General features: G+C 69.9%; 9 protein-coding genes and 1 pseudogene. 2 read left to right on the top strand and 8 right to left on the bottom strand.

What is annotated here, in order from left to right:
* Together G6039_RS31470 and G6039_RS21520 are read left to right on the top strand one after the other, a co-directional pair.
* Nucleotides 1–119, top strand: a pseudogene (locus G6039_RS31470) (IS30 family transposase); the annotation flags it as partial.
* 103 nt (nt 120–222) lie between these two features.
* A complete protein-coding gene (locus tag G6039_RS21520; RefSeq protein ID WP_043797372.1) occupies nt 223–1,179 on the top strand; it encodes a hypothetical protein in 957 nt (318 codons plus the stop codon).
* A 96-nt stretch (nt 1,180–1,275) separates the two neighbouring features.
* Here the strand turns inward: G6039_RS21520 and G6039_RS21515 are convergent, their stop codons facing one another.
* The 8 genes from G6039_RS21515 to G6039_RS21480 form a co-directional block, all read right to left on the bottom strand.
* Nucleotides 1,276–2,820, bottom strand: a complete 1,545-nt coding sequence (locus G6039_RS21515) for an acyl-CoA carboxylase subunit beta (RefSeq protein WP_006941932.1) — start codon at nt 2,818–2,820, stop codon at nt 1,276–1,278.
* A gap of 7 nt (nt 2,821–2,827) precedes the next feature.
* Nucleotides 2,828–7,792, bottom strand: a complete 4,965-nt coding sequence (gene pks13, locus G6039_RS21510) for a polyketide synthase Pks13 (RefSeq protein ID WP_043801784.1) — start codon at nt 7,790–7,792, stop codon at nt 2,828–2,830.
* A 50-nt stretch (nt 7,793–7,842) separates the two neighbouring features.
* A complete protein-coding gene (gene fadD32, locus G6039_RS21505) occupies nt 7,843–9,732 on the bottom strand; it encodes a long-chain-fatty-acid--AMP ligase FadD32 (protein WP_006941930.1) in 1,890 nt (629 codons plus the stop codon).
* Between the two features lie 169 nt (nt 9,733–9,901).
* Nucleotides 9,902–10,903 carry an LLM class F420-dependent oxidoreductase gene (locus G6039_RS21500; RefSeq protein WP_043801788.1) on the bottom strand — a complete coding sequence of 334 codons (1,002 nt, stop codon included), beginning with the start codon at nt 10,901–10,903 and terminating at the stop codon, nt 9,902–9,904.
* A gap of 150 nt (nt 10,904–11,053) precedes the next feature.
* Nucleotides 11,054–12,016 carry a cutinase family protein gene (locus G6039_RS21495; RefSeq protein ID WP_043801822.1) on the bottom strand — a complete coding sequence of 321 codons (963 nt, stop codon included), beginning with the start codon at nt 12,014–12,016 and terminating at the stop codon, nt 11,054–11,056.
* 11 nt (nt 12,017–12,027) lie between these two features.
* The gene (locus G6039_RS21490; protein ID WP_043801792.1) at nt 12,028–12,579 is read right to left on the bottom strand and encodes a DUF732 domain-containing protein; all 552 of its coding nucleotides are present in this window, start codon (nt 12,577–12,579) and stop codon (nt 12,028–12,030) included.
* Between the two features lie 152 nt (nt 12,580–12,731).
* Nucleotides 12,732–14,639: an alpha/beta hydrolase-fold protein gene (locus G6039_RS21485; RefSeq protein WP_164528107.1), complete on the bottom strand. Its 1,908-nt coding sequence runs from the start codon at nt 14,637–14,639 to the stop codon at nt 12,732–12,734.
* 216 nt (nt 14,640–14,855) lie between these two features.
* Nucleotides 14,856–15,866: an alpha/beta hydrolase gene (locus G6039_RS21480; protein WP_043801799.1), complete on the bottom strand. Its 1,011-nt coding sequence runs from the start codon at nt 15,864–15,866 to the stop codon at nt 14,856–14,858.
* Between the last annotated feature and the right edge of the window lie 21 nt (nt 15,867–15,887).

Genomic DNA, 15,887 nt, shown 5'->3' with positions numbered 1-15,887 from the left:
TGTACACGCCCGAGGACCTGCAGCAGGTCCAGGACGAGTTCAACGGCCGCCCCCGGCAGACGCTACGCTGGCGCACGCCAACCGAAGCGTTCACCGAGCTTGTCGCATCGGCCGCCTGAAACCGCCTACATTGAACTCATGTGACATTCGGCCACCACAAGGTTATCCACAGGCCGACAAGACGGTCTTTCGTAGGACACGATCCCCCTGCAGGCTGTAGCTATGAAACGGGGGACATGGGGAGACGATCCCGAAGAGCTGTTCGCACTGAGCACCAACGGCGTCATCCGGACGGCAACGCTGTTGAGGCACGGCGTCGCCGGCGGCACGATCGCCGGCCGATGCCGTAAGGGCGGTCCGTGGCAGCGCGTCCTGCCGGGCGTGGTGGCGCTGCACAACGGGCCGCTGTCCGTGTTGCAGCGCAACACGGCCGCGCTGCTGTACGGCGGCGATTCGGCGCTGATCTCAGGTCATGCCGCGCTCGGGATACACGGCTACACCAACTCGGCGACGAAAAGTGAGGTGCTGCTACTCATTCCGCATACCCAGCATCGACGCAACTTCTCGTTCGTCGCCGTCGAGCGGAGCTGGCGGATACCCGAGCCCATCATCAAAGGCACGCTGAGAATTGCTCCGGTGGACCGCTGTCTGCTCGATGCGGCACGCAGAATGTCGCAGCTCGATCCGTGCCGTGCCCTGCTGGCGTCGGGGATTCAGCGCGGAGACGTGACCGTCGACGACCTGGCACACGAACTGCGCGCCGGCAGCTGCCGCGGTAGCGCCGTGCCGCGCACCGTGGTTCGAGAGCTCTCGCACGACGCGCATTCCGTGGCCGAGATCGCAGCACAGAAGCTGTACGCGACGAGCGGGTTGCCACCCATGGCCCACAACGTCGACGTCGAGACCGACGACGGTACGTGGATCGCCCGCCCCGACGGGTGGCTCGATTCGGTCGCAGTGGCATGGGAGATCGATTCGCTGAAATACCACTTCTCACCGAAGGCGCACGAGACGACGCTCGTCCGACGGGCCGCGATGCAGCGCAACGGCATCATCGTGGTGTCGCACCTACCGAGGCAGATCCGCGACAACCCGGCCGCGGTGCTCGCGGACCTGGAGGCCGCCTACCACCAGGGCACACAGCGCCCGCGTCCCCCGGTGCGGTCACGCGCGGACTGACCCCGGACACCGCTGTGGGCCGAATGTCACATGCATTCATTTCCATTGCATGCATGTGACATTCGGCCCACCCGAACAGAATTGGGGTGTCACGAACTAGAGCGGAAGCAGGTGGTGCTTGCGCGGGTTCTTGAACACCGTCTTGTCGCGCAGCAACGTCAGCGCCTTGCGGATCTCGAGGCGCGTGGTGTGCGGCTCGATCACCGCGTCGATGTAGCCGCGCTCGGCGGCGATGTACGGCGTGGCGATGTGCTCGTTGTAGAAGTTGATCAGCTGCTGGCGCACCGCGGGAGCGTTGTCACCGGCGGCCTCGATCTGGCGGCGACCGATCACCGCGACGGCACTCTCGGCACCCATCACCGCGATCCGGGCGGTGGGCCAGGCGAAGTTCACGTCGGCGCCGAGCTGCTTCGACCCCATCACCGCGTAGCCACCGCCGTAGGACTTGCGCACCACCACGGTCACCTTCGGTACCGACGCCTCGACGAACGAGAACAGGAACCGGCCGCCGCGCTTGATGACGCCGATCTTCTCCTGCTCCACACCCGGCAGGAAGCCCGGGGTGTCGACGACGAACACGAGCGGGATGTCGTACGCGTCGCACACCCGCACGAAGTGGGCGGCCTTGTCCGAGCTGGCGGCGTCGAGCGCCCCCGACAGGTACAGCGGCTGGTTGGCGACGACACCGACGGGCCGGCCGTCGACGCGGGCGAATCCGGTGATGATGTTCGGCGCGACCTGCGAGCGGATCTCGAAGAAGTCGCCGTCGTCGAAGATCTTGAGCAGGATGTCGTGCATGTCGTAGCCGGAGTTGTCGGCGTCGGGCATGAACGTGTCGAGCTCGAGATCGTCCTGCGTGATCTCCGGCTCGAGCCCCGGGTTGACGATCGGGGGCTTCTCCTGCGCGTTCGACGGCATGTAGCTCAGGTACTTGCGGGCCCACTCGAACGCGGCCTTCTCGTCCGGCGCGACGTGGTGCACGTTGCCGTACTCGGCCTGCTTGCGGGCGCTGCCGAGTTCCTCGAGGCTGACGTCCTCACCGGTGACGGACTTGATGACGTCCGGTCCGGTGACGAACATGTACGCCTCCTCGGTGGCGATGACCACGTCGGTGTTGATGGGGGCGTACACGGCGCCGCCGGCGCACTTGCCGAGGATGATCGACACCTGCGGGCACAGACCGGACAGCGGCTCGTGCCGCTTGCCCAGTTCGGCGTACCACGCCAGCGACGTCACGGCGTCCTGCACGCGGGCGCCGCCGGAGTCGTTGATGCCGACGACGGGGCAGCCGATCTTCAGCGCGAAGTCGAGGATGGCGGCGACCTTGCGGCCGAACATCTCGCCGACGCTGCCGCCGAACACGGTCTGGTCGTGCGAGAAGACCGCGACGGGCCGGCCCTCGACGGTGCCGTGACCGACGACGACACCGTCACCGTAGAGGGCGTCGTCGCGGCCGGGCGTCTTCATCAGCGCACCGATCTCGACGAAGCTGCCCGGGTCGAGCAGCATGTCGATGCGCTGCCGGGCACTGGGGATGCCCTTGGCGGCGCGCTTGGCGAGCGCGGCCTCTCCGGCCGGTTCCTTCGCGATCGCGAGATTCTTGCGCAGCTCGGCCAGCTTCCCGGCCGTCGTCGTGGTCACTACTCGATCAGCTCCTCGTGGCCTCGATGTCGGCCAGCTTGCGTGTCAGGTCGGCCCCCACCTTCCCGATGTACGGCTCGTCGACCACCTGGAGGTGGTCGCCGCCGACATGGATGACCTCCAGATTACGGACCGCCTCGCCCCAGCCGCCGTCGGGCTGCCGGGTTCCGAACGCCGGCTCGAGTTCGATGGCGTCGTCGTGGTAGCGGTCCGCCATGTACAGCACCACGTCGCCGTCGTACGGCTCGAGCTTCGCGGTCTGGATGGCCCGGTTGTCCAGCCACGACGTGCGCTGGTGCTCGATGATGCCGCCGGGGATCCTGGTACCGCTCATCCTGAGCAGGTCCATGAGGATGCGCACCTGGCCCTCGTCGTCCGTCGCGGCGAGCTTGTCGTACGGCAGCGGTGCGTCGACCCCGTACGTCTTCTTCGCGAACCTCGCGTACCGCTGCCAGCGCTTGGTGATCTCCTCCGGGGTGTCCTCGACCTTCTCCCCGGCCATGACCGTGTCGATGAGGCCGACGAGCCGCACGTCCTTGCCCTCCGCGCGCAGCAGCTTGGCGACCGCGTAGGCGAGCACACCGCCCAGCGACCAGCCGTACAGCACGTACGGACCGTCGCCCTGGATCTCCTTGATCTGCGGCAGATATTCCTGGGCGCGCTTCTCGATCGGGCCCTCGGTGCGTTCGAAGCCGTACATCGGGGTGCCCTCGGGCAGCCGGCGCAGCAGCGGTTCGTACACGACGGTGGAACCGCCGGCCGGGTGGAACACGAACACCGGGACGGCGTCCGATCCCTCGGGGCGCGGGCGCAGCGTACGGACGAGCCCGTCGATGCGGTCGGCGGACTCCAGGTGCCGGCGCACGCTCTCGGCGAGCTGCTCGATGGTCTCGGCGTCGAGCACGTCGTCGACGGTGATCTCGCCGTTCGCCCGCTCGGTCAGCCGGGCCGCGAGGCGCTCGGCCGTCTCGTCGTCGAGGATCGGCAGGGTGTTGAAGATGCCCTTCGCGGACTGTCCGGTGATCACGGCCCAGGTCGCGAACGTGAGTCGCTCGGCCGCGTCGCGCGGGGGCACGTCGGTGCCGGATGCCTCCGCAACCGCCTGCCGGTCGGTCACGTCGGTGGCCTTGTCGGCTTCGGTGCTCGCACCGGCCTCCGCGGCTTCAGCGGCCTCGGCTGCTTCGAGGATCGCCTCCGCCTCGTGCACCACCCCGGTGTCCTCCACGGCCGAGATCGGAGGCAGCTCGAGCGTCGTGTCCTCCCGCTCGGCGGTTTCGCGGTCGGCGGCCTGCTGTGCGGCGAGGGCGGCGACCTCCTCGCGGTTCTCCACGGCGTACCGCAGGTACTTCGCGACGTCGCGCAGGCTGGCGTCCTTCACGGCGGCGAGCTGCAGCTGCGGGATGTCGAACTCGTACTCGACGCGGTTCTTGATCCGCACCGCCATGAGCGAGTCCAGACCCAGTTCGATCAGCGGGATCTCGACGGGCAGGTCCTCGGGCGCGTAGCCCATCGACTCGGCGACGATCAGCGCCAGCCGATCCTCGAGGGTCTGCGACCCGGCCGGGTTCCACTTGTCGCCGAAGGTCTCGACCACCTCGGGAAGCGTCTCGACCGGCCCGCTGGACCGCTCGGCCGGCGCGGGCGCCGCGGCGGGCGCGGGCAGCGCTTCGCCGGAGGCCACGACCGCGTCGAACAGCAACCGGAACTCGCCGCTCGCCGCATCGCGCCCGTGCACGTGCAGCGACGCGCCGCCGGGGTGCCGGGTCAGGGTGGTGGTGAGGGTGCCGCTGGTGGGGACGTCGCCGTGCGGGACGGACGCGGTGAGGGTGACGTCGGCGAGCGTCTGCGACGCGGCGGCGACGACGAGCTCGCCCAGGTCGGTGACGGCGTCGGCGCGCACCTCCCACACGTGCCGGCCGTCGGGCAGCGCGACGTGCGCGCCGGGCACGCGGGCGTTGCCGCCGGTCCCGATGCGGGTCTCGAGCCAGAACGGCTTGCGCAGGAACACCGTCCGCGGCAGGTCCGCGTACTCGCCGGCCGGAAGCAGGCTGCGCAGGTCCACGGCGTGTCCGTGCACGTACAGCTGGGCGAGGGCGGTGAGCACGCCGAGCGGCTCGTCCTCCTTGCGCTTGAGGGTCTGGATCAGCTGGGTGTCGATCACGCCGGCGGCGTACGCCGTCGCGGCCACGGACATCAGCGCGACGGGGTTGGGTGCCAGCTCGACGAACGTGGTGTGCCCGTCGGTGACGGCGAGCTTGACCGCGTTGGTGAAGTACACGCTGTGCCGCAGGCCCTTGGTCCAGTACTCGACCTGGTGGATGGGGTCGTGGCCGGCGCGGTAGTGGGTGTCCTGGTCGACCGACGAGTACACGTCGACCTTCGGCTTGTGCGGCTCGATGCCGGCGAGTTCGGCGGCGAGCTCGCCGAGCAGCGGATCCACCTGCGAGGTGTGGCTCGCGCCCTTGGTCTGCAGGACGCGGGCGAGCTTCTCCTCCGACTCCGCCCGCGCGACGATCGCGTTGACCTCGTCCTGTGGGCCGCCGATGACGGTGTGCGTCGGCGCGGCGTAGACGCAGACCTCGAGGTGCGGGTAGTCGGTGAGGACCAGCTCGATCTCCGCGGCGCTGTACTCGACGAGCGCCATGAGCCGGATGTCGTCGCCCTCGAGCAGCGCCTCGGCCTCGCCCATCAGGCGGGAGCGGGCGCAGATGACGCGGACGGCGTCCTCGAGCGACAGACCGCCGGAGATGTACGCGGCCGCGGCCTCGCCCATGGAGTGGCCGACGACGGCGGACGGCTCGGCGCCGTGGTGGCGCAGCAGCTTCGCGAGGGCGACCTGGATGGTGAAGATGCCGACCTGCGAGGTCTCGACGTCGTAGTCCTGGCCGTCGTCGAGGAACTTCTCCTTCATGGAGTAGCCGGCCTCGTCCTCGATCAGCTCGTCGATCTCGTCGACGGCCGCGGCGAACACCGGGTTCTCGAGGTACAGCTGCTTGGCCATCTTGCGGTGCTGCGAGCCGAAACCGGACAGCACCCACACCGGCCCGTTGGCGGCGGGGGCGTCGGCGGAGAACACGCCCTGCGCGGGCTTGCCGGCGGCGACGGCGCGCAGCCCGGCGATGGCCTCGGCGCGCGTCTTCGCGATCACGACGGCGCGTGAGCGGCCGTGGTTGCGGCGGGAAAGGGTGCGAGCGATGTCGGCGAGCGGCGTGGTGCTGCCGGCCTCGGTCTCGAGCCAGTCGGCGAGGTCGGCGGCGGCCCGGCGACGACGCGACGGCATCGCCGCGGACACCGCGAGCAGCACCGGGTGTTCCTCGCCCTGCTCCGAGCGAATGTGCCCTTCAGCTCCTTCAGCCGACGGAACGATACGTTCGCTCGACTCCGCGTCCGCTTCGGGTCCGGTGTACTCGCGGACCACGACGTGCGCGTTGGTGCCGCCGAAGCCGAAGCCGGAGACGCCGGCGATCGCCTTGCCGGTGTAGCGCGGCCACTCGGCGCCCTCGGGGATGACCTTCAGGCGGGCCTGCTCGAACGGGATGTACGGGTTCGGCGCGGTGTAGTTCAGCGTCGCCGGCAGGTGGTTCTCCTGCATGGCGAGGACCACCTTGATCAGGCCCGCCGCGCCGGCGGCCGCCTCGAGGTGGCCGAAGTTGGTCTTCGCCGAGCCCAGCAGCACCGGCTTGTCGGCGTCGCGGCCGCGGCCGACGACGCGGCCGAGGGCGTCCGCCTCGATCGGGTCGCCGAGCACGGTTCCGGTGCCGTGGGCCTCGATGTAGTCGACGCCGGACGGCAGGATGCGCGCGTCCCGGTAGGCGCGGCGCAGCACGTCGACCTGGGCCTCCGGGTTCGGGGCCGCCAGGCCGTTGGAGCGGCCGTCCTGGTTGACGGCGGAACCGGCGATGACGGCGAGCACGGTGTCGCCGTCGCGTTCGGCGTCCTCGAGCCGCTTGAGCACGACGAGGCCGCCGCCCTCGGCGCGGACCATGCCGTCGGCGTCGGCCGAGAACGCCTTGATGCGGCCGTCGGGGGCCTGCACACCGAGCTGGTCGAAGCCGAGGGTCGCGGCGGGCGCGACGAGCATGTTCACGCCACCGGCCAGCGCCACGTCGGCGTCGCCGTCGCGCAGGGCGCGCACCGCCTGGTGCACGGCCACGAGCGACGACGAGCATGCGGTGTCCAGGGCGACGGACGGGCCACGGAAGTCGAAGAAGTACGAGACCCGGTTGGCAACGATCGACGTGGCCGTGCCGGTCAGGGCGTACGGGTGCGCGGCGGACGGGTCGCTCACCGCGAGGAGCTGGTAGTCGTTGGCGGAGCTGCCGATGAACACACCGACCGGGCGGCCCTTGAGGTCGCTGGCCGGGATGTGGGCGTGCTCGAGCGCCTCCCAGGTGAGTTCGAGGGCGAGGCGCTGCTGCGGGTCGACCATCTCGACCTCGCGCGGCGACATCGCGAAGAACTCCGCGTCGAAGCCCTTGACGTCGTCGAGGTAGCCGCCGCGGGTGTTGGCTGCAGCGATGGCCGACGAGATCTGCGGATCGTCGGCGAATTCGGACCAGCGACCCTCGGGGAGGTCGGTGATGCCGTCGCGGCCCTGGGCGAGCAGCTCCCACATCTCCGCGGGGGTGCTCACGTGCCCGGGCAGCCGGGCGGCGAGACCGACGATCGCGACATCGTGCGTCCTGCCGGCCGGACCGGCGGCGTAGAAGGCGCTGTCGTCGCCCTCCGGGAGCTCGGGTTCGCCCTCGATGATGCGCGTGGCCAGCGACGCGATGGTGGGGTGCTGGTAGGCGATCGTGGCGGTGAGGGTAACGCCGAGCAGTTCCTCGACCTCGCCGCTGAGCGCCACGGCGTCGCGGGACGAGAGGCCGAACTCCTCCATCGGGCGATCGTCGGAGATCTGCGCCACCGGTTGCCCGGTAGCCTCGGCGATCCAGTTCCGCAGCCACTCGCGCAGCTGCGCGACGGTCATTTCAGTGTCAGCCATCAACCCACCACGCTACCCGGGAAAGAGAACAATTTTTATACGCTATCGGGGAATGCCTGCTGGGTGTAACCACCGCGCAGGGTTCCCTCGATGTAGGCGGCCTTGCAGGCGCGCCGCGCGATCTTGCCACTCGACGTGCGCGGGATCGACCCGGCAGGCACGAGCAGCACGTCGCGCGCGGTCACCCCGTGCCGTGCCGAGATCGCCGCGCGAACGGTGTCCGCGACGGGTTGCGGATCCGCCTTGCCCGCGCCGGGCGCCCGCTCGGCGACGATGACCAGCTGCTCCGAGGCGTCGTCGGGATCGAACTGCAGACCCGAGTGCGAATTCTCGAACACCACCTGCGGCAGCTGGTTGGCCGGCACGGCGAAGGCGGCGACGAAGCCGGGACGCAGCGCGGAGCTGGCCTCCTGCGCCGAGAACTCCAGGTCCTGCGGGTAGTGGTTGCGGCCGTCCACGATCACCAGGTCCTTGACCCGGCCGGTGATGTACAGCTCGCCGTCGACGTACACGCCGTAGTCGCCGGTGCGCAGCCAGTGGGCGTCCGCGGGCGTGCCCTCGGCGTGGCTGCTCGCGGGCAGGCGGTCGACGAGCTTGTTGTGGAAGGTCTCGTCGGTCTCCTGGGTGCGCCCCCAGTACCCGATGCCGATGTTCTCGCCGTGCAGCCAGATCTCGCCGACGTGCCCGTCCGGCACCTCGGTGGCGGTCTCCGCGTCGACGATCGCGGCCCACTGGCTGCGCGCGACGTAACCGCAGGAGACCTGCGCGATGGCGTTCGGCGCCTCCTTGTCGACCTTGACGATGCGGCCGGCGTTGAGCTCGTGACGGTCGACGTAGATGACCCGGGCCTCGTCGGTGTGCCGCGTGGACGAGACGAACAGCGTCGCCTCGGCCATGCCGTACGACGGCTTGATCGCGGTCTTCGGCAGGCCGTACGGCGCGAACGCGTCGTTGAACTTGCGCATCGAGGACGTGGTCACCGGCTCGCTGCCGTTGATCAGGCCGATCACGTTGCTCAGGTCGAGGGTCTCGCCCGGCTTGGGCAGGCCCCGCGCGGCGGCGTGCTCGAACGCGAAGTTCGGCGCGGCGGCGAACGTGCCGGCCCCGTCGGAGACGGCGGCGAGTTCCTTGATCCACCGGCCCGGCCGCTGCACGAAGGCGCGCGGGCTCATGATGGTGATGTACTTGCCACCGATCGCCGGCAGGATGACGGTGAGCAGGCCCATGTCGTGGAACAGCGGCAGCCACGTCACGCCGCGCGAACCCTCGTTGAGTTCGATGGAATCGGCCATCTGGATGCAGTTGGTGAGCACACCGCGGTGGGTGATCTCCACGCCCGCGGGCACGCGCGTCGATCCGGAGGTGTACTGCAGGTAGGCGATGTCGTCGGTGCCGATGTGGGGCCGCGTCCACGAGCCGGCGACGGTGTCGGGGATCGCGTCGACCGCGATGATGCGGGGCCGCTCCGCCGCGGGCAGCGGCCGGAAGAACTGCCGGACCCCGGCCGCCGAGGAGGTGGCGGTGAGGATGGCGCTGGGCGTGCAGTCGCCGAGCACGGCGTGCAGCCGGTCGGTGTGGCCGGGCTCGTCGGGGTCGAACAGCGGGACGGCGATGGTGCCGGCATAGATGGCCGCGAAGAAGGAGACGACGTAGTCCAGGCCCTGCGGGGCGAGGATCGCGACGCGGTCACCGGGCTTGGTGACCTGCTGCAGCCGGGCCGCGATCGCGCGCAGGCGCACCCCGAACTGCTGCCAGGTCAGCTCGTGGACCTCGCCGTCACGTTCCCGCGAGTAATCGATGTAACGGTACGCAAGATCGTCGCCGTTCTCGGCGAAATGCTGCTCGAGGTGGTCGAGCAGAGTGTTGCCCTCGGGCAACACGATCTGTCCGTTCTCATCGATGAACTCTTCGAACCCGACGCTCATTCCTTCTCCCTGTCGAAGCGATCCCACAACCACTCGACATGGTTGCGCCCCGCACTTGTCTTCGCGCTAGCGGATCGTCGTACCTGTACAGCTCAACAGCATCCGGCCGTGCATCTCACGAATCTGTCCATCGATCCGAAATCACGATTATGTTACAGATCCGCATCGGTCATTCCCCCGCCAACAGCGGAATCACCGGTGCGAACGCCTCCATCTGGGTGGGGAAGACCCCCACGTAGGACATCCCGGTCTTCGCCCGCACGTTGCGGATCTGCTCGGCGATCTCCTCGTAGGAACCGATTGCGAGATATGGCGATTCGAGGATCTCGTCCACCGTGAGCTTGACGTCCACCTCGATGTTCGGGGGGAATCCCTGGTCGAGGGCGGCCAGCGCCATCTCGGCGGTCTGCTCGCGATCGTCCGTGACGAGAATCATCGTGATGGTCCAGTTCAGCTCGATGTCATCGAACCGATCCCCCGCCGCGCGACGGATCACGTCCACCCGCTCCACAGTCTTGTCCATCGTGATCCCCGACAGCAACAACCGGCCGTCGCGGTTCGTGGGAGTGGCCACCGAGATGATGTCGGCGTACTTCGCCGCCAGCGCGAGCATCTTCGGTCCCCCGCCGCCGACCGCGATGGGCGGTCGCGGGCCCTGGCGCGGCCGCGGGCTGCCCTTGAGGCCGTCGATGAGGTAGTGCTTGCCCTCGAAATTGCACTCCTGGCCGCGCAGGAGCACGTCCAGGATCTGCAGCGTCTCCTCGAGCTTCTCGATCCGGACGCCGGGGCGCTCGTAGGCGATGCCCGCCTTGTCGAACTCTTCCTTCATCCATCCCGCGCCGATCCCGAGTTCGAGCCGGCCGCCCGAGAGGACGTCGACGGTCGCGGCGTCCTTGGCCAGGATCGCGGGATGGCGGAAGCCGTTCGCGAGGACGGCGGTGCCGAGGCGGATCTTGTCGGTGGCGACGGCGAGCGCACCGAGCGCGGCGATGGGTCCGACCTGGTTGCCCAGGTGGTCCGGGATCATGAAGCTGTCGTAGCCGAGCTCCTCGGCCTTCTGCGCCAGCTTGACGAAGCGCCGGGCGCCGCCCTCCTCGGCGTTGCCCTCGCCACCCGCGGCGAAACGAAACTTCCGCGGTTGCGTGGCAGCCGAGCCGTCGGTGGCGCTCATCGAACCTCTTCTCGTGTGGCGGTGGTCGCGCGTCACCGACCCGGAGAGCTTCCCGGGTCAGGACCGAAGGTCGAGTCTAAGCGCCGACCGAGGAACGATTGTATCGGGTGGTGATCCCCGACACTACCGGCCGGTAACAACGGGGAGGGATCACTCCTCCGGTGGTTTCGGCGCCTCCTCGATCTTCTCGATCGCCCAGTTCGCCACCCACTGCGTCGCCGTCGTACCCGAATCGTCCACGACGAACGAGTTGTACAGGGCGTGCACGGGGTTGTTCGCGTACTCGAGCAACCGCGGCGCGCTGGCGAGCCAGTTGCCGGGGTTCAGCGCGTTCGGCGGCGCGTCGCAGATGCCGTCCGTCGGTGCACAGATGTCCACCACCTTGTCCTCGAGCTCCCCGAACCCGCCGGGCCGCGCGCCGGTCATGGTGATCCCCGGCAGCCGCAGTCCGTCCAGGGACAGCTCGGCGCCGACGCCCGCGACGGGCGGGCCGATCGTCTCGGCCGTGCCCGGGTCGCGACGGCCGTCGGCGATGAGCGCCACGCCGAGCACCCGATCCGCCGGAACCGGCCCGTCACCGGCGCCGATGCGCGCCGCGACGTCGCCCGCGATGACCGCACCCTGCGAGAAGCCGGTCAGGACGTAGTTGGTCAGCGGGCACTCGGCGAAGCGGCGCGCGAGGATGTCCTCCGTCGCCGCGGTGCCGGCGGTGCGGCTGTTGTTGTAGGACTGCTGCCCGTCCGGCGGGAGCGCCACCGGATTCGAGAACTGGGCGACGTACGGAACGGTGTACACGTCGGCACGCTGCGCGTCGAAGCGCTCCTGCAGCGGACGCGTGACGTTCAGCATCAGCGACAGCGGATTGAACGTCGGGTTGTACGGATCGTCCCAGGCCGCCGACTCCCACGTGCCCGGTACCGCCACCACCTGGACGTCCGGGCACGATGCGGGCTGCGCCTCCGGCTTCTCGGGCCCGAGGGGCCCCGGCGGCCCGGGCACCGGGAGCCGGCCCGCGAGGATGTACCAGAGCGCGAGCACGGCCGCCAGGACGACCAGGATCCCGAGGACGAGGATTCCCCGCCTCCGGCGTCGTTGCTTCGCTCGGGCCGTCATCATTGCCGCTCCTAGCAGAAGGTGTCGCGTGCGACGGTGATGTAGACGTCGGCGGTCGTCGCGGCGTCGGCCTCGGAGATCTCCTTGCCGGCGGCCGCGGCCTCGCTGCCCACCGATGCGGTCACGATCGTCTTGATCTCCTCGGGCGAGCTGCCCTGGGCGGTCGCGGCGCAGATGTAGTTGGCGGTGTTGATCGCGATGCTGCCGTCCGCGGCCGGCTCCACGCCCTGCTTCCGCAGCCCGTCCAGGAACGCCTGGCCGCGGTCGTCCACCGGCACCTCGGTCGGGCCCGGGAATCCGGGCTCGGTCTCCGGCTGCGCCGGCGGCGCGGTGGCGGCCTCGCCCGGGCTCGTGGTGGCCGTGTCGCCGGGGGCTGTGGTGGTCGCTTCGCCGGAGGTGGTCTCCGCGGTGGATGTCGAGGTGGTCGCCGACACGGACGTCGACGGGGTGCTCGTCGCCGTGGAATCGTCGCTACCGCAGGCGCCCAGGAGGGCGGTGGCGGCGAGCGCCGCGGCGCCGGCGCCCAGGACGCGGGTCAGGCTCGAACGGGTCCGTGCAGGCATGTGGTGGTGTCCTCGCATCCAATCGTCGGAAATGGGCAGTGCCCAGGCTACAGATGAGGACCGGGCGGTGACCGGACCCATGGGTCGCGGTCACCGCCCGATCCGGTGGTCGCGGGGCCGCCGTGGCGGCACCGGGTGTGCGAGGGCCGATCCTAGGGGCGGACGGTGGCCACGTTGTCGACGACCGTGACGAATCCGCCCTGGAAGTTCTGCTGGACACCGCCGGGGATGGGGAACTCGTCGCCGACGGGGAAGCCGAGGCGACCGTTCTCGTAACCGGCGCTCTTCCACGCGTCGAAGACCGGCCCGGTGCGGACCGACCACGCCCCGCTCAGCGGGCTCCAGTAGATGTTGCCGCCCTCGAACTCGTTGAACCGGCCACCGTCCTTGACGGGGATCTCGCTGGTCTTCGGGAACCCGAGCCAGCCGTTCTCGTAGCCGAGCTCGGCGTACTTGCCCATGATCATGCCCTGTACGGCGTGGGCTCCGAACGGCTCGCTCCAGTAGAGGGCGCCGATCTCGAAGCCCTGCACCACGCCGGGCTTGCCGGGGGTGGCGACCTCGTCGGCCACCGGGTAGCCCAGCGGGCCGCCCTCCCAGCCCTGCCGCGCCCACTCGTCGCGGATGGCGCCGCGCACGGCGTGCGCCCCGGTCTGCGGGGTCCAGTAGATCGAGCCCTGCTGGAAGTGGTTGAACCGGCCGCGGCCGTCGGGGGTGCCGCGTTCCTCCGTAGTCGGGTAGCCGAGCGGGCCCCCCGGGCCGCCCGCGGCCTGGTAGGCCCCGCCGATCGCACCCGCCACCGGGCGGGCCCCGCCGTCGGTGGAGGAGAAGATCCGGCCGAAGCGGAAGTCCTGGACGCGCCCGCCCGCGACGGCGTACTCCGGCGTGAGGCAGTCGCCGATCCAGGGACCGGCGGCTGCTGCGTCGCCGATCGCGCCGGCGGCGCTGCAGTTCGGCTTCGTGACCTCCACTCCGAGGGCGTTGGCCAGCTGCGGCCACAGCTGGTGCAGCTCGAACTCCCAGTACGGCCACGAGTGGGTGCCCGACGGCCGGTAGACCACCTGCGCAGGGATGCCGATCTTGTTGAGCTTGGTGGCGAACGCCTGCGAGGTGAGCCGCGACAGGATCTCGAGGCCCATGCCGGCGTAGTTCGTGCTCACGCCCGGGATACCCGACGGCTGGTCGTACGGGCCGGTGCTGCCGCTGCCACTGGAGACGTACAGGCTCACGCCCTCGAGCTTGTCCGCCAGCAGGTACGGATCGTGGGCGGCCCACTGCTCGCCGCCGGGGGTACCCCACATGGCCGACGAATCGAAGCCGCCGGCGTCCTGCATCGCGTACTGGATGGCCTGGGGCATGCCCAGGGTGGTGGTGGTGAGGATGCCGGAGAGCGACCCCGCGAACTTGAAGAAGCCGGGGTTGCGCGCGGGCAGGAACATCGCAGCGGTGCCGCCCATCGACAGGCCGACGACGCCGCGGTCCTTCGTGGTGCGCCAGTTGCCCTCGAGGATCGGCGGGAGCTCCTTGGTCAGGAATGTCTCCCACTGGTAGTTGCGCCCGTTGTTCTGGTCCATCCAGTCGGCGTAGAAGCTGGACTGCCCGCCCACCGGCAGCACCACGTTGACGTTCTTGTCCGCGAAGAAGGCCTCGGCGTCCGTCTCGATCGTCCAGCCGCTCTCGTCGTCGCGGGCGCGCAGGCCGTCGAGCATGTAGACGGCGGGGAACCGCGCCTCGGGTTCGATGTTCCAGTCCCGGGCGAGCAGCAGCTGCACCTGAATGGGGGTGCCCATGGCCGGCGAGTTCACCCACAGGGCCACGCGCCGGTCGGCCAGCCAGTCGACGCGCTGCACCGTGACCCCGGCCGGGGCCTGCACGGCGGTCGGCTCGCTGCGGTCCACCGGCTCCGCATACGCGGCCCCGGCCGCGAGAGTTCCGGCGACGAGGGGCGCGACGAGCGCGGCGGCGACCGCCCCGAGGACCCGCCGGCCCCGACGGGCACGCGGCGCCGGCTGCTGGGCGCGCACGGTTCGACGTCCGCCAAGCACTGTTCGCATCGGCATCGCTCACTTTCTGCGTTGCTGGGGCGTCGGCGGGCGACCGGGCCCCGCGTCTCGAAGACTGTTTCTACACGTGAACGGGCGCCGGGTGGGGGCGCCGCGCTGTGACGGGTGTGGTTTTTGTCAACGATCCGCGAAACGGCGCATGCCGCCCCTCGTCCCTCGCGGGTCGTGGGGCGGCATGCGTACCGTCAGTGTGCGCCGGGGAGTTCGGCGCGATCAGTAGGCGTTCAGTGCCTCGAGGATCTGGGGGCGAGCCTTCCACAGCTCCTCTTCCCAGTACTTCCAGGAGTGCGTGCCGCGCGCCGGGAAGTCGAAGCGGGCCTGGATGCCGAGGGTGGCCAGCTTGATCTGGAAGGCGCGGGTCTGGGCGAGCGCGAGCGCCTCGAGGCCCATGGCGTTGGCCGTGTTGTAGACACCGACCAGGCCCTGCGGGTTGTCGTGCTGGCCGGGCAGGCCGCTGGCGGCCGAGATGTACATCGACAGGCCGGCGAGCTTCGGCGCGAACACGAACGGGTCGTTGCGCAGCCACGCCGGGCTCCACGGCGGGCCCCACATCGAGTCGACATTGAAGCGGCCGGCGTCGAGCATCGCGACGCGGATGGCCTCACGCATGCCCGGGGCCGACAGGTTCAGGTAGCCGGAGAGCGACGAGGCGAACTTGAACTGGTCGCGGTGGTAGGCCGCCAGGGTCAGCGCGGCGCTGCCGCCCATCGAGAGGCCGAGGATGCCGTTGTTGCTGCGCGAGACGCCGCGGGTGGCGAGGTAGTCCGGCAGCTTCTCCGTCAGGAACGTCTCCCACTTGTAGGTGACGTCCTGGCCGTTGAGATTGCTGGGCGCGTACCAGTCCGTGTAGAAGCTCGACTGGCCGCCGACCGGCATCACCAGGGTGACGTTGTCGTTGGCGAACTGGTCGCGGGCGTTGGTCTCGAAGCTCCAGGCGTTCGCGTCGTCGCGGGCACGCAGGCCGTCGAGCAGGTACAGCGCCGCGTCACCGCCGCGGGCGGCCCACTGGATCTGCACCTTGATCGGGCCCATGTCGGAGTCGACGAAGACTTCCTCGAAACCGCCGGCCGGTGCCCGATGCGAGATCGGGGCGGCGGCTGCGGGAGCGGCGAGCGCGGCGGTGCTTCCGGCGACGCCGGCGGCAACCGGCAGAACGAGGGCTGCGGCACCCACGCCGAGCACGCGCCTGCGGAGGCGCTGCGACAACCTCGGGACAAAACGCATGAACAATGCTCTCTTTCTCGA

It is taken from the genome of Rhodococcus aetherivorans (assembly GCF_011058165.1).
Taxonomy (GTDB): domain Bacteria; phylum Actinomycetota; class Actinomycetes; order Mycobacteriales; family Mycobacteriaceae; genus Rhodococcus; species Rhodococcus aetherivorans.
The sequence above is the reverse complement of the archived record's forward strand: the minus strand, read 5'-3'. Positions and strand labels throughout refer to the sequence as shown.